12 protein-coding genes are annotated in these 15,052 nt (G+C 66.5%); 4 read left to right on the top strand and 8 right to left on the bottom strand.

Features of this window, described 5'->3' with window-relative positions:
- Nucleotides 1-74: 74 nt before the first annotated feature.
- Genes ASE75_RS07055 through ASE75_RS07045 form a run of 3 tightly spaced genes read right to left on the bottom strand, consistent with a single transcriptional unit; the run spans nucleotide 75 to nucleotide 3,561 of the window.
- Nucleotides 75-1,196, bottom strand: a complete 1,122-nt coding sequence (locus ASE75_RS07055; protein ID WP_055931152.1) for an SGNH/GDSL hydrolase family protein — start codon at nucleotides 1,194-1,196, stop codon at nucleotides 75-77.
- On the bottom strand, nucleotides 1,175-2,206 hold the full coding sequence (locus tag ASE75_RS07050) for a glycosyl hydrolase (RefSeq protein WP_055931148.1): 1,032 nt from the start codon (nucleotides 2,204-2,206) through the stop codon (nucleotides 1,175-1,177). Before ASE75_RS07050 ends, ASE75_RS07055 begins: the two co-directional genes overlap by 22 nt.
- 2 nt (nucleotides 2,207-2,208) lie before the next feature.
- Nucleotides 2,209-3,561, bottom strand: a complete 1,353-nt coding sequence (locus ASE75_RS07045) for a glycoside hydrolase 5 family protein (RefSeq protein ID WP_055931145.1) — start codon at nucleotides 3,559-3,561, stop codon at nucleotides 2,209-2,211.
- Between the two features lie 234 nt (nucleotides 3,562-3,795).
- Here ASE75_RS07045 and ASE75_RS07040 point away from each other — a divergent pair, with 234 nt between their 5' ends.
- Nucleotides 3,796-4,968, top strand: a complete 1,173-nt coding sequence (locus ASE75_RS07040) for a GGDEF domain-containing protein (RefSeq protein ID WP_055931143.1) — start codon at nucleotides 3,796-3,798, stop codon at nucleotides 4,966-4,968.
- A 44-nt stretch (nucleotides 4,969-5,012) separates the two neighbouring features.
- Entirely contained in the window at nucleotides 5,013-6,977 is a 1,965-nt protein-coding gene (locus ASE75_RS07035; protein ID WP_200922325.1) for a sialate O-acetylesterase, read from the top strand.
- 45 nt (nucleotides 6,978-7,022) lie between these two features.
- On the opposite strand, the gene ASE75_RS07030 is transcribed toward ASE75_RS07035, so the two are convergent.
- Nucleotides 7,023-7,901 carry an MBL fold metallo-hydrolase gene (locus ASE75_RS07030; RefSeq protein WP_055931140.1) on the bottom strand — a complete coding sequence of 293 codons (879 nt, stop codon included), beginning with the start codon at nucleotides 7,899-7,901 and terminating at the stop codon, nucleotides 7,023-7,025.
- Nucleotides 7,902-7,971: 70 nt separating this feature from the next.
- Between ASE75_RS07030 and ASE75_RS07025 the strand changes: the two genes are divergently transcribed.
- Together ASE75_RS07025 and ASE75_RS07020 are read left to right on the top strand one after the other, a co-directional pair.
- Entirely contained in the window at nucleotides 7,972-8,283 is a 312-nt protein-coding gene (locus ASE75_RS07025; RefSeq protein WP_055931137.1) for an ArsR/SmtB family transcription factor, read from the top strand.
- A 4-nt stretch (nucleotides 8,284-8,287) separates the two neighbouring features.
- Nucleotides 8,288-8,803, top strand: coding sequence for a rhodanese family protein (locus ASE75_RS07020; protein ID WP_055931135.1), 516 nt, complete (start codon nucleotides 8,288-8,290; stop codon nucleotides 8,801-8,803).
- A gap of 237 nt (nucleotides 8,804-9,040) precedes the next feature.
- Here the strand turns inward: ASE75_RS07020 and ASE75_RS07010 are convergent, their stop codons facing one another.
- From ASE75_RS07010 to ASE75_RS06995, 4 genes are all read right to left on the bottom strand, one after another.
- On the bottom strand, nucleotides 9,041-10,351 hold the full coding sequence (locus tag ASE75_RS07010; RefSeq protein ID WP_055931128.1) for an APC family permease: 1,311 nt from the start codon (nucleotides 10,349-10,351) through the stop codon (nucleotides 9,041-9,043).
- On the bottom strand, nucleotides 10,348-11,820 hold the full coding sequence (locus tag ASE75_RS07005) for a S10 family serine carboxypeptidase-like protein (protein ID WP_055931125.1): 1,473 nt from the start codon (nucleotides 11,818-11,820) through the stop codon (nucleotides 10,348-10,350). The genes ASE75_RS07010 and ASE75_RS07005 overlap by 4 nt, the downstream gene beginning before the upstream one ends.
- A complete protein-coding gene (locus ASE75_RS07000) occupies nucleotides 11,817-12,926 on the bottom strand; it encodes a pyridoxal phosphate-dependent aminotransferase (protein ID WP_235512545.1) in 1,110 nt (369 codons plus the stop codon). Before ASE75_RS07000 ends, ASE75_RS07005 begins: the two co-directional genes overlap by 4 nt.
- A gap of 185 nt (nucleotides 12,927-13,111) precedes the next feature.
- Nucleotides 13,112-14,929, bottom strand: coding sequence for a TonB-dependent receptor domain-containing protein (locus tag ASE75_RS06995; protein ID WP_235512544.1), 1,818 nt, complete (start codon nucleotides 14,927-14,929; stop codon nucleotides 13,112-13,114).
- Nucleotides 14,930-15,052 lie beyond the last annotated feature (123 nt).

Here is a 15,052-nt window from a genome sequence, read left to right as displayed (position 1 = left end):
ACAAGCGTTGTGACGGGATCATGACATCGGACGCGACGAATGGCGTGAAGCCGACCGCAAACGGTGGTCGATGGTTACCGTTTCGACCACAGTTCCGGATGCGAATCGACATAGGTCGCCAGCTGGTCGGCGATCCGGCGATCGTCGGCGGCCGAGGGATGGAAATGGCATCCCGAAAAGGCCAGTCCCTTGACCGGGACGAAGCCGACATTGCGGACGCCGGCCGCATCCAGCCTTGCCTTGACCTTGCCGACTTCGGACGCGATCTCGCCGTCCGCCAGATCGGTCGCCCAGAGCAGAACATGGGCCTGCGGGTCGCGCGCGCGCAGGCGACGGACGAAATCGACGTAGCGTGTTTCGTAATCGGCGTGCAGGTCGGCGCGTGTCTTCCACGGCTCGCCGGGCTTCAACGGCGTGGAAAAATCGTTGGTGCCCAGTGCGATGACGATCAGGCGCGGGTGCCATGCCGGATCGGTGTAGGCCCGCGCCTTGTCGAACAGCGTGAACGGGTAGGCGGTCGGCACGGTGTCGCCGGGCGCGTTGTCATAGTTGCGCACGATCCCGCGCCCGGAAATCGCGTTGACCTGATAGGCCGCGCGGTAACGCTGAGACAGTTGTACCGCGACGCCCCGCGACGTGTCCGTCGTCTGCCAGACCTCGGCTTCGGTGCAGTCGCGGGTCGGCGAGGTGTTGCCATAGCCGACGGTATGCGAATCGCCGATGAACTCGATCTGTCGCACCGGGGCCGGGGCGGGCAGGGGGCGGGTGGTGCCCGTCGCATAGATGCCGCCGAAGACGGTCGGGCCGGCCTGGCTCTCGCTGGCGACCTGTACCCGCATGGTATGACGGGCCGGCGTCAGGCCCGTTACGGCATAGCGTCCGGGGCGCGGCTTCACGAGGTGCGCGACCTGTTGTCCGTCGATGGTGACGTTCAACGCCACGTCGCCCGGCCCGACCGCGAACTGCACCGATTCGCCGTCGAACGCGGTATCGAAATACGTGCCCGGCCACTGGCGGTGATACCCGTCCGGCTGCCGGTCCACCCGCCCGCCGATCGTCAGCGGCAGGGGACGGCCCTGTTCCCGGCCGGCAGGCGCCGGACTGACGCCGACCGGCGCATCGGCGGCGGCCACCGAAAAGGCGGCGGCCGCCAGCAGGAGGTATCGGGCGAGGATCATGCGCGTGCCTTCAGCCATTTGGGAAGTTCATCCTTGGTGATGTAGCGTTTCGAGGCGAAGTCGCGGCGAAGCTGGTCGGGCGTGTTCTGGTCCGCGCCCGTCAGCCAGCGGGAGTGCCATGTCATGAACCAGAGCCAGTCCGAATCGCGTCCCAGAAGCCGGGAATCGGGGACCGGACCATTTTCGTGAAGGCAGATCGGCACGGTATCGCCGACGATTCGTTTCACCTGCGCGAACATCGGCGCGAGATTGCCGTGGTCGTCGGCATAGATGTCCGCGCCCGCCACATCGACCTGCGCCCGGCCGGGATACCAGGCGGGATCGACATTCTGCCCGGCCCAGCCGCACACCCAGATCAGGTGGTCGAGCCGGTGCATCCGGGTGCAACGGTCGTACATCAGTCGCCAGAGCGCCTTGAACGCATCCGGGCCATGCTTGCCCCACCAGAACCAGTCGCCGCTGAATTCGTGGAATGGCCGCCACAGCACGGTCACGCCCCGGTCGCGCAGGGTGGCCAGAAGACCGGCGACATGATCCATGTCGCGCAGCATGGCGACGTTCTGCGGCGTGCCCGTCTTCAGCGCGGCGGCGACATCGAAATCCCTTTTCGAGTTTTCATACCCCGTGCCGATGTCCGGCGCGCCCCAGTGCCAGCACAGGGTGACGATCCCGCCGGAGCGTGCCCAGGCCGTGGCACGGTCGTTGACCGCGTCATTGTCCCGGGGGTCGATGTAATCGAGGCCAAGCAGGGCCGGCAGACGGCCGGTTTCACGCCGAAGATAGTCGAGTTCCGCATTCGGGTTTGGCGGACCCGATCCCTGCTCCTGCTGGCCGGTCAGCGTCGCCTTGCCGTACTGGCTCCAGAGATAAGCGTAGAGCCGCCGTGCGTCGGCGGTCGCGCGCGGGTTGCTGAGGACGCCCGCCGCCGGCTCGCCCGCCGCGAAGGCCGGGGCCGCCGCGAAGGCCGGGGCCGCCGTCGACAGGCCGAGCGCGGCGGTCGCCGCCAGCGTATCGCGCCGGGTCAGCATCGTCACACCTTCGCCAGCGCATCGGCGTGGGCACGGATCACGTCCAGCGTCGACGCATCGCTGTCGAATACGCCGTACCACCCCTGTGGCTCGTGCGGGGGATCGCCCATATAGCCAAGGTCGCCGCGCACGAACCGGTGGTCGGCATGCGGGGTCCGCGCCTCGCCATTCCACGCCCAGAAGTTCGAGCCGGCCAGCGGCCCGCCGGACTTCGCGCTTGCCTCGATCGCGGTATAGATCTGGCGGTAGAACCGGTCCTTGAATGTCGTCGGGATCGACGGATCATAGGCGTCGGCACCGTCGCGCGGATAGCCAAACTCCTCGATCACCAGCGGCTTGCCGAGCGCCTTGGCCATGCGGACATGGGCCGCGATGTAGTCCGCGACCTTGGCCGCGCCGGCATCATAGGTCTGCGCCAGCCGCCCGGCGTCCATCCAGCTCCAGTTGTTCGGCCAGATATGCGTGGTCAGATAGTCGATCGCCGGCGAGCGATGCGCGTTGAGGACGATATCCTCCCGCTCGATCGACCCCTTCAACCCCTCCGATCCCGTCGAGACGAGGTGATTGCGATCCAGCGTCTTGATGTAGCGGGCGGTCCCGTCGATCCAGCGATAGAAATTGGGCAGGTTGGCGGCGGCGATCGCATCCGATCCGCCGGGCCGTGGTTCGTTGGCGAGCTGCCATGCCATGATCGTCGGGTCGCTGGCATAGACGACGCCGGTGACCGAATTGGTCCGGGTGACGACGCTGCGGATATAGTCGCGGTACATCGCCTGCGCCTGTCCGTTGGCGTAGAAGGCGGCGTTCCAGTTCGGAAACTCGGGCCAGGGATGCGCGGGGTCGTTCATGTTGATGAAGCGGCCGCCATTGACCCACGACAGATAGGTCATCATTCCGCCCGACCATTCCCAGAAGTTGGTCAGATAAATCACCGCAGTCATGTCACGCTTGGCCATCTCGGCCAGCATCCAGTCCAGCCCCTTCAGCAGATCCTCGTTGTAGGTGCTGCTCTTGTCGCGAAAGCCCGGCGTGATCGAGTTTTTCAGCGGGGACAGTTCGGCCGAACCCAGGATCCGCAGGTTGCGGATGCCAAGCGCCTTCAACCGGTCCAGTTCGCGACCCAGTCGCGCGCGATCGCCATAGGCGGTGTCGGCACCAAGCCACGCGCCATACCAGATGTTCGCGCCGGCATAGCGATAGGGTTCGCCACGACGACGAAAGCCAAGGCCATCGACAGTGACGAAGTCGCTGCCGGCCGGCGGCACCGGGCGGGTGCCGGGCCGGTTTCCGGCGGCGCAGGCCCCCAACAGGGCAGCGCCGGCGACCATCATCGAACGGCGGGTAACATGATCCATGCGCTGCAACCTCTCCAGTGACCGGCCATGGTAGCGGTATTCGGCCGGTCGCTGCTGGATATGCACAAGGCCATGCGGCGTAAAGTATTTATCCGGTCAGACAGGACCGCAGTACATCATGGCGTACGCCGTGGAAAACAGGCCGGCGCATTAACGCAATGGTTGCCTGCCGGTTTTATGGCGGTGTCGGACAGGGCAATGCGACAGGAACGGTGACCCCAGGTGGATGGTGCGGTGTATGCTCTGATCGTCAATGCGTCGGTGGCGCTGCTGTTCGCCGTCGCCTTTGCGGTCATTCGCCTGTCGTACCCCGGGCAGCGGCAGGTCATCTGGTACGGCACGGCCTATCTCATCGGCATGCTGACGCCGCTGAGCGAACTGGGCGTGCGGTTCACGGCCTGGGACAGTAGTTTCGTCGCGTCGAGCTACGGCACGTTCCTGGTGTCCGGTCTTGCCATGTCGATCGGGCTGGCGGCGACCGCTGGGCGACCCGCGCCCTGGCGGTTGGTTGGCGCGATCCTGGCCGGCGGCATCCTGGCGCGGATCGTGATCTGGGGCGGACCGCGCAACGACCTGGGGTACGAACTGGCGTATCAGGCACCGTTCATGGCGACCGCGGCCCTGTCGATGTCGATCGCCATCGGTGCCGCGCGCCGGACGGGGCAACGGCTGTGGCTGGCCGTCGCGATCACCTTTGGCTTCATGCTGGCCCATTTCGTCACCAAGCCGTTCTTCGCGCACGCCTTCGGGTCCGGCACGACCGCCATGGCCTACAGCACCAGCGCCTACGCGCTGTTCTCGCAGGCGACCGGCGGCGTGCTGATCGTGATGGCCGGACTGTTCGTCCTGCTTGTCGTGGTGCAGGCGGCGATGGGCCAGACGATCAGCGAATCGGAAACGGATCCGCTGACGGTGGTCGCCAACCGGCGCGGTTTAGCGCGGCAGGCCGCGCGGATGATCGCCGAGATGCGCCGGACGGACATGCCGCTTGCGCTGATCTTTTTCGATCTCGATCATTTCAAACGGATCAACGACACCTTCGGCCACGCGGTCGGTGACGCGGTGCTGCGCGCCTTTGCCGACACCCTGCGCCGGACGGTGTCACCATCGGCCGTCATCGCCCGGATCGGCGGGGAGGAGTTTGTCGTGATGCTCGACCGCACGACGCTGCGCGGTGCGTGGCAGGTGGCGCAGGCGATCCGCCGCACCTTGCCCGACCTGGGCGGCGCCCTGCCGGCGGTCACGGTCAGCGGGGGCATCGCCGATCTCCAGCCAGGTGATACGGTCGAGACCCTGCTCGATCGCGCCGACCGCTGGGCCTATGTCGCCAAGGCGGACGGACGTAACCGGATCGCACCGGTGGCGGATGCGGGAATCGGCGGATTGCGCACCGTCGCCCGGGCGTGAGCAACGAACTTTCAATGACACGACGACAGGACGGGAAGAAGACGATGGCATATGGGACGATGGTGGCAATCGCGGCGGCGACGCTGACGGTGGCGGGCGCAGCGCCGGCGATGGCGCAGGCCGCCCCGCCGACCTTCGCGCATATCTTTGCCGACCATGCCGTGCTGCAGCGCGACCGGCCGATCGCGGTCTGGGGCAGGGCGGCGCCTCGGACCGCCGTCACGGTGACGCTCGCTGGTCGGTCGGTGACCGCGCGGACCAGTGGACAGGGGCGCTGGCGCGTCACGTTCCCGGCGATGCCGGCGGGCACGGGCCATACGCTCACCGTCAGGGCGGGAACGGCCGCCACCTCGTTCGCCGACATTGCGGTGGGCGACGTGTATCTGTGCGGCGGCCAGTCCAACATGGAGTTCCCCGCCCGGTTGTCGACCAATGCCTGGGGCGGGGTCGCGTCGGCAATCGACCCCGACCTGCGCTTCGTGACCATTCCCAAGGAGACGCAGCCTGCGCCGCTCGACGATCTGGCCAAGCCGGCGATGTGGCGGGCGATCGGGCCGGACACGGTCGGCGAGGCGTCTGCCGTCTGCTATTACATGGCCCGATCGCTGAAGCAGCATCTGAAGGTGCCGGTCGGTTTCGTGACGGCGGCATGGGGCGGCACCACGATTCAGGGCTGGATCGGTGCCCCGTCGCTCAGGACCGTGCCCGCCTATGCGGCCGGCGTGGCGGCGGTCCAGCAGCTCGCGACCGACCCGGCCGCGGCCCGCGCCACCGAGGAGCGCCGGCAGGAGGCATGGTGGGACGCGCATGACCCGGCGGCGGCGACGCAGCGCGCGTGGGCCAGGCCCGATTTCGACGACTCGCGCTGGCCGGTGATGACGCCGACCGGATCGTGGAAGGACGCCGGCATTCCGGCTTTTGCCGCGTTCGACGGCGTCGGCTGGTTCCGCACCACGGTCGATCTGACCGAGGCGCAGGCCAGGGACGCCAACCTGCTGCAACTCGGGCCGGTCGACACCTTCGACACGACCTGGGTCAATGGCGTGCGCGTCGGTGGGGGCAGCACGGCGTGGGTCTGGCGCGACTATACGGTACCGGCGGGCGTGTTTCGTGCGGGGCGCAACGTGATTGCGGTCCGTGTGCTGAGCGGCGGCGCAGGCGGCGGCCTGACGGGGCAGCCGGCCAATCGCGGCATAAAGACCGCGTCGGGTGCCTTCATTCCGCTGACGGCGGCGTGGCGGTATCAGGTCGGGATGGCGGCCAGGGGCCTGTCGATCCCCGCAGCCCCCTGGGACGTGCCGGTCAGCTTGACCACATTATACAACGGCATGATCGCACCGTTGGCGGGTTACGGCTTCAAGCTGGCGGCCTGGTATCAGGGCGAATCGAATGTCGGTGCGGCGGATGAATATGCCACGCTGCTGCCGCTGATGATGGCCGACTGGCGGCGGACCCTTGGCCAGCCGACACTGCCGATGCTGGTCGTCCAGCTGGCCAATTACGGTGCGGTCGCGACCCAGCCGGCAAACTCGGCATCCGCGGCGTTGCGCGACGTGCAGGCCAAGGTCGCGCGGGCCGATGGCCATGCGGGACTGGCCGTGTCGATCGACGTGGGTGACCGGACCGACATTCATCCGACCCAGAAGACCGTCGTCGGCGAGCGGCTGGCCCGTGCGGCCCGGGCGGTGGCCTATGGCGAACCGATCGCACCGGGTGGCCCCGAGGCGGTGGCGGCAACACGGCAGGGCGAGGACCTGATCGTCGATTTCCGCGATGCCACGGGCGGCCTTCGCACTTACAGCAGCGCCACGGCGATCGGATTCGAGGCATGCGACGATCAGGCCTGCCGTTTCGTCGACGGGACGCCGGACGGGACGCGGGTCATCCTGCGCGGTGCGAACCGGCCCGGCGTCACGCGCGTTCGCTATGCCTGGGCCGATTCTCCTTATGTGAACCTGTATAGCGCAGACGACCTGCCCGCCGTGCCGTTCGAATTGCGGATACGGTAGGGGAACGCCACCGACCCATCGCGGCCGGCCTTTCACGGGCCGGCGTCAGCCTTGGGTCGGGTTTCCTGTCTTTACGGGTATTTTCAGATAGCGGACGCCATTGGCCTCGGCCTCCGGGAAGTGCCCGGCGCGAATATTGACCTGGATCGACGGCAGCAGCAGTCGTGGCACCGACAAGCCGGCGTCACGCGCCTCGCGCATCGCGACGAAATCATCCTCGGTGACGCCGTCGTGGACGTGGACGCTGGACCGGCGCTGTTCGCCGACGCTCGTCTCCCAGCGATAGTCGTCGCGTCCCGGTGCCTTGTAGTCGTGGCACAGGAACAGCCGCGTCGCGGCCGGCAGCTCCAGCAGCCGGCGGATCGAGCGATACAGCGTGCGCGCATCGCCACCGGGAAAGTCGGCGCGGGCGGTGCCATAGTCGGGCATGAACAGAGTATCCCCGACAAACGCGGCGTCGCCGATCCGGTAGGTGACGTCGGCCGGCGTGTGTCCGGGGACGTGGAGTACCTCGACGTCGAGCGTGCCGATCGCAAACCGGTCGCCATCGACGAACAGCCGGTCGAAGTCGGAGCCGTCGGTCTTCAGATCGGTCATCGCGAACACCGGGCGAAAGATGCGCTGCACGTCGCGGATGTGCTCGCCGATGCCGATCCAGGCCCCGGTATGCGCCTTGACGAAGGGGGCTGCCGACAGATGGTCGGCATGGGCATGCGTTTCCAGCACCATCGCGATGCGCCAGTCATTCTCGCGGGCGAAGGCAAGGATCCGTTCGGCCGACCGGGTATCGGCGACGCCGCTCGCCAGATCGAAATCGAGGACCGGGTCGATCACGGCCGCGATGCGCGTCGCGGGATCGCCGACGATATAGCTGATCGTGTTGGTCGGGGTGTCGAAGAAGCCCTGGAAATATGGCTGCGTCATGATCGTCCTCCGTTCGGATTGACAATATATTAGCGCTAACTACATTAGCAATACCTAATGGAGCAAGGCCATGATGAAGCCGCTGGATCTGGCGACATTCGAGACGAAGGCGGGCGAGGTCGCCGAAATACTCAAGGCGATCGGCAATGCCCGCCGGCTGATGCTGCTGTGCAAGCTGGTCGAACACGGCGAGCAGACTGTCGGCGATCTGGCGCGCGATGTCGGCTTGTCGCCCTCGGCGTGCTCGCAGCATCTTGCCCGGATGCGCGACGAGGGACTCGTCGCCTTCCGCCGCGAAAGCCAGACACTCTGGTATCGCATCGCCGATTCCCGCGTCGAGACGCTCCTCGGCACCCTCTACACCCTGTATTGCAAGGACTGAGACGATGACGATCGAAACGATGACGCCGACCGATGCGCGCGCCGCGATCGCCGCGGGTGCCCGGCTGGTCGACATCCGGGACGCCGACGAACATGCGCGCGAGCGGATCGCCGGGGCGGCAAACCTGCCGCTGGCGCGGATCGGCGACCTGCCGCGCGACGGTCGGCCGGTGGTGTTCCATTGCCGTTCGGGCATGCGGACCAGGGCCAATGCCGCGCAACTGGCCGCCGCCGGCGGTGCCCCGGCCTTTATCCTAGACGGCGGGATCGACGCATGGCGCAGCGCCGGGCTTGGCACCATCGCGGATCGCTCGCAGCCGCTGGAGATCATGCGGCAGGTCCAGATCACCGCGGGGTCGCTGGTGCTGGCCGGTGTGGTGCTGGGCGTGTTTGTCGCACCGGGCTTTTTCGGATTGTCCGCGTTCGTCGGTGCCGGGCTGGTGTTCTCGGGCACGACCGGCTCGTGTGGCATGGCAAGCCTGTTGCGGAGGATGCCGTGGAACCGCCGCGCGGCGGCCTGAGGGAAAGGTGGACGTCACCACCCTTGCCGCGCTGGCCTCAGGCGGAGCAGCCTGTGCGGCGGATGCCGGGCAGGCTTCGCTGCGCGTCCGGGGGCGCGGGATTGGGAAGCCCTCGACCGCCTCTGCCTTTGACGACGAACCGGCGGGCCGCCATTCCTCGGGTGACCAGGCCACGGGTCTGACGGTCAACCGCAACGCGCCGGCCGCGTCGTCGTAGCGCCGGCCCGCGTGGCCGTATCAGCGCGATCGCCACGCCCTCAGGCGTTGGGGCGGGAAATTGCGATACAGCATGCCGGCAATCATCCACGTCGCCAGTAGTGCGTAGGGACGCCAATCGGCCTCCAGCCCGACGAAAATCAGCGCAAGGGCGCAAAACGCACCCGCATATCCAAGCGCGCGCATACGGGGCTTGGCGAACTTGAACGCGGCCGCCTCGTACAACTCGGGATGCCGTTCCGTGACGCGCGCGGCGGCAAGGCAGATGCTGCCATATTTGAGGAGGTTGGGGATGTTTACCGCTAGGAACAGGAAGGTGAGTTCCATTGGCAGCAGCAGTCCGATGCAGCCCAGCACGAATACCGCGATCAGCGCCACATACGGGGTCTGCCAGCGCGGATGAACCTTGCCAAGCGCGGCGGGCAGCGAACCCGCGAGGCCCATCGCATAGAGGCTGCGGCTGAACATCGCGAACAGCGCGTTGAGCGACTTGCCGATCGACAGGACTGCGGCCAGCACGACGATCGGCGTTGCGGCGGGGCCCATGAAGCGCCTGGCGGCGTCTAGGATCGGCGCATCGCTGGCACCGAGCGCATCGCCGCCAAGCACGCCCAGCGCGACGAAGCCGACCGCCAGATACAGCAGCGTCGCCGAGCCGATCGACAGCGCGATCCCCAGCGGGATGGTGCGGCGGCTGTCGGTCACCTCCGCGCCGGCCTCGGTCGCGGCCTCAATTCCGAAAAACAGCCCCATCAGCAGCGGCGTCGCGGCGATCATCCCGTGCAGTCCGTTGGGGAACAACGGTTGCAAGCGGGTCACGTCAACTGCGGTCGACCCACCCCAGACGACGAAGATCGCGAACAGTATCAGCATGCCCGCAAGAAGGATTTTCTGTACGCGCGCGGCAATGCCGATGCCGAAAAGGTTGGCCAGCAGCGCGAGCAGCAGCACCACGAGCATGGTCGGCTTCGTCGGCAAAGGAACCAGCATCGCTGCGTACCTGACCAGCACCAGCGCCAGCACGACGATCGCGCCGACATTGGCGACTATCCGCGCCCAGCCGATATAAAAGCCCCAGGCGGGGTGCAGGAACCGCGCCGGCCATACGAACGACGCCCCCGATACGGGGCAGGCCGAGCCGAGAAACGCGTAGCTGATCGCGATGAGGTACATCGGCAGCGCCGCGAGCAACGCGGACAAAAGCATCGCCGGTCCGGCCATCTTCGCTGCGGGCGCGATCGCCGAGAAGATCGATACGCCAACCGCGGTCCCCAGGCCGAGTGCCACGACGCCCCAGAGGTCAATGCCCTTGGCGAGGTTGGCGTCGCTCAACGCGGTGCTCCATCGGCAACGAACGCGCGGAGGTCGCGCATCAGTTTGCGCCAGCTGACGTCGTCTGAATAAAAGACGTGCCCGGCGGGATAGCGTTCGTTGCGATATCGCGCGGGGGCGAGCGACGATTGCGCGAACAGATAGTCGGCGGCTCCAACGGTCGTGGTAAGGTCGAACAATCCCGTGCCGACGAAAAGACGAAGTCCAGGCGTTGCCGCCATCGCCTTTTCAAGGCGAGCCATGAACGGCCAGTCGTTGAACGGCGAGTCGCCCGCGCCGTATCGCCAATCGCCTTCCCCACGGACGATCACCTTGTAGGCGGCGGCATCGCTGACGCCGATCGTCGCCAGATGGTCGATGATGGCTTTCCCGTAGAGTTCGGATACGGGCGAGAAGGCATCCGGGCCGACGCTGTCGCCAGCGCCGGCAGCACGCGGTGCGGTGTAGCGCGCGTCGTAGCGGCCGAGCACCTTGCCCTCGGCGCGCAGGAGTTCGACGCGGAACTGTTCCTTCGAGATGCGCAGGTCATGTGCGATGTAATAGGTCTTCGGGATGCCGCTGAGGGTTTCCAGTTTCGTCGCCACCGCATCGCGCATCGCGGTGTCCAGGGCTTGCCCCCGATAGAGGGCGTCGAGATAGATCGGCCCGTAGGCCGCGGCTTCGCGTGCGCTCGCCGCCGGATCGCAAGGGGTGGATCGCTTGCGGTGGTAGCAGGCGATCGCGGCAAGGGTGGGCAGCGATACCGGGTAGGTGACAATATTGTCGGGGCGCTGCGATGTCTCGATCATGTTGAGCGCCTGACCGAGCAGCACCACACCACGCAGTTTCAGTGCCGGATCCTGCGCCCGCAACGCATCGACCATCGCCGCAGCGCGGATCGTGCCATAGCTTTCGCCAAGGATGTAGATCGGCGCGTTGGTGCGACCATGAGCGGCGAGCCATGCGCGTGCGAGTTGCGACACGGCATCGGCATCGCCCGTCACCGATTGATAGAAGGTGCGGTCCGCCTTGGCATCTATCGTCGAAAAGCCGGTACCCGGCGGATCGAGGAAGACGAGATCGACGAGGTCCAGCGGGGCCTGCGGATTGGCATCGACCGGAGCCGCCATCGGCAGCATGGCGGCCGGATCCTGGGGGACGCGCGCGCGCGCGGGGCCGAGCGCTCCCATCTGCAGATACGCGGACGCAGCGCCGGGGCCGCCGTTGAAGATGAACATCACCGGGCGCACGGTCGGGCCCGCGACGCTGTACGAGATGTAGCCGGCGGTCGCGTCGGTGGTGCCAGGCCGGCTCGACACCGGCACCAGGCCGACTTCGGCGGTGTAGGCAAGCGTGCGCCCATGGATCGTCGTGACCAGATCGCGCGTCGCCCTGACCTCGACGGCGGTCCGCCGGTCCTGAGCATCCGCCGGGGTCATCCAGCTCGACATCGCCAGCAGCGCCGCGATCAGGCCTCGTGTCATGGTCATCTGCGATCCCCCGCTTGCTGGTCGCGATATCGGATCAGCCCGTCGGTCAGCGCCTGCAAGCCGTAATCGACGTCGGCGGGCGCGCGCGCGAACCCGATGCGGATATGACCGGGGCCGCCGAAATACTCGCCCGGCGCCACGATCACGCCACAGCGGTCCGCCAGCCATTCGGAAAAGCGCACGGTGTCGTCGATGCCGATCAGCCGGGGAAAGGCGATGCAGCCGAACGGCGGCAGGTCGCCCGAAACCAGGCCTTCCTCGCGCCAATATGCATGATAGGATTCCACGATGGGCCGTGCGCGCCGCATGATATCGCTGCGAAAGTCGTCGAACGGCTGCGGACGCTCCAGCACCAGTGCGGCGATCGCGTGCGACAGGTTGGAGATGCCGAAGTCGATTTCCTGCGCCAGCGCGCGGATATGGCGGATCGGCTCGGGCGCGCCGACGATCCATCCGCACCGCAAGGTGCTCAGCCCATGCGATTTGGTGAGGCTGTTCACGCTGATGAGCGCCGGCGACACCTGCATCGCGGGCAGCGGACGATGTGCGGGATCGATATAGTCGCCATACACCTCGTCGACGATGACATGCACGCCGCGGGCCTCCGCGATCCGGCCGATCGCCGCGAGCGTTTCGGGCGGAAGCGCCATACCGGACGGATTGTGCAGGTTGGCGAGCACGATCAGTCGGGTGTCGCTGGTCATTGCCGCCGCCACCTCATCCGGATCAATCGCGAAATCATTGCCGCGCCGTTCGAAACGATCGACCCCGAAACCATAGGTCTCGGCGATCTTGTGAAACAGGTCGAAGCCGGGCTTTTCGACGAGCACCCGGTCACCGGGTTTCAGCAGCGCGCGGTAGATCAGCGACAGCGCACCGGTGGCACCGGTCGTGCACACCACCTGATCGCGCGGTACGGCGTAGCGCCGCGCGAGCTGTTCGACGACGTACGGATTTCCGTTCTCGAAGGCGCTGGTGTAGCGCGAGGTGATCGTTTCCGAAAAGCCTTCGACCACGAATTGCCGCAGCAGTTCGATCGGTTCCGGCACCGAGCTGTCGAACAGGCTCACCAGCAGGTTTCGCTCCGACCGCACGGTACGGATCACCTTTCGCACCCATTGCGAATACGAAGCCGTCGAGAACGGTCGAGCATCGTCGACGCGTTCGACCTCAGCGACCGAAAGGGCGAGGTCGGAGAGCTCCGGCCGGTTCATCGGTGGTGTCTTTTCCTGCAGGGGCGCATGGGGCGATGGGGAGAGGCCGCCCGGCGGCAAAGCGTCGGGCATGGCCATTACCTGAACTTGATCTTCGCGCCGACGTAGAAGCGCCGGCCAAGAATGTCGCCATAGGCGATCTGTGGATAGGACGGGCTCTTGTCGGTCAGGTTGTCGATCCCGAAGCGCAGCGCAATCCTGGCCAGTTCGACCTGCGCGGACACGTCGTGAACTATGTTCTTCGCCAGGGTCGGGTTCGGGGTGGTTTCGATCGAGACGTTCGGCCCGGCATCGGTCTGCCCGTAATATTGCAGCTGGTAGGTCAACCGTAGCGGCCCCCTGGCATACGCGACATTGAACCGGCCGACCCATTCCGGCGACAGATAGGTGTCGTCGGTGCGGACGAAGGTCGCCCCCGTGACGGAGGTGGTCAGCAGCGTATTGTGCGTCGCGGTCGCGGTCAGCTGCAACCGGCCAAGGTCCCCGCCGTTGACCAGGTCACCAACCCGGAACTGGTAATCCACCATGTAGTTCTCGCCGTGATAGCGGACCACGCCGGCGTTGAAGGTGGTGGACGTGCCCGTTGCGATCGTGCCACCCGGACTGATCCCGTCGCTGGCGGCAAGGCGGGTAAAGGCATTGCATACCGCCGGATCCGGTGCCGTGTTATCGTAGCAGGCGGCGGCGAAATCCGCGGTGGTGAACGCCGACAGACCGTTCTTCAGGTCGATCTCGATCCGGTCGGCACTGATCGTCAGGCCGGGCACGAAGCGCGGCTGGAGCAGGATGCCGTAGGTCCAGGTGTTCGAGATTTCGTTCCGCAATGCCGGGTTGCCCCCGCTGGTGACGGTCGCCCGGGCAAAATTCTCGGATGGATCCTGGAAGCGGGCGAGGCGGCCCGCCGCGCTCAACGACGCGCCGGTTCCATCCGCGTCCACGCCGTAGCCGGGATTGGCGGTGAACACGGCCAGGCAATTGGCGCGGCGCGTCGCGGGGTTCGGGCCACCGTTGATGCGATCGGCGTCGCACGGGTCGAACCCCGTCGAATCCAGTCCGCTCGACGAGGGGGCAAGCAACTGGGTAAGCGTCGGTGCGCGGAAGTTGCGGCTGCGCGAGCCGCGCAGCGTGATGCCGTCCAGGACCTCCCAGCGCAGGCCGAGATCCCACACGTTCTGATGCCCGGCATAGCTATTGTCGACATAGCGGAACGCGCCCTTGGCCTCCAGCAGCTTGACCAGAGGCAGCTGGAAGTCCCTGCCGATCAGCGGCATGATGACTTCGGCCGAAAATTCATCGGTGTCGTAGCCGCCGGATTGCGCGACCTGCTGTACGCCGGTTCCGAACAGGCCCAGGCGGTTGGCAGCGAGCGGATCGAAGCGGGCCTGCTCGTCGCGGTGCTCATAGGCGAGGCTGAAGTCGAGCTTGCCGGTCGGCAGCGTGACCAGCGTACCGCCAAGCGTCGCCAGCAGATCGACCTGCTCGTTTACCCAGTCCAGCCCGGCGCGCGTGCTCACATAATCGCGGGCGGCTGCGCTGACATTGCCGTTACCGAACGGATTGATCGGCGCGCAGGCGGGATCGTTGTTGGTGGTGATCGCATCGGCGTTGATGCCGCAGACGATCTGCCCACCGCTCGACACGGCGTTGATCGCGTTCTGGAACTTTGCATTGACGATCTGCCAGCTTCGCTGCTGCCCCTCGACGCGGGCATAGCTGCCGCCGATCGACCAGTAGAAATTGCGGCTGGCGATATCGAAGTCGCCCTGGGCCGACAGGGCGGCTCGGTAGGTGTCGGTGTTGGTCGTCTGGTCATTGGCAGGCGTGAGATCGTAGAAATATTTGGACAGGAACAACGGCGATCCGGCGGCGAATGCAGGGCTTGCCGCGCTCAGCAATGTCCTTGCCTGCGTGGTCAGATAGGGGTCGGTTCCGGCTGAGGGCGAAATGACACCCTAAGCGGCGGTATCCTTTGGCCAGAGGTATTCACCAGTGAGGAGGATGTGCGCCCATCCGAGCGG

The organism is Sphingomonas sp. Leaf17 (genome assembly GCF_001421505.1).
Classification (GTDB): domain Bacteria; phylum Pseudomonadota; class Alphaproteobacteria; order Sphingomonadales; family Sphingomonadaceae; genus Sphingomonas.
Note: the sequence above shows the minus strand (reverse complement) of the source record. Positions and strands in the feature narration are given on the sequence as shown.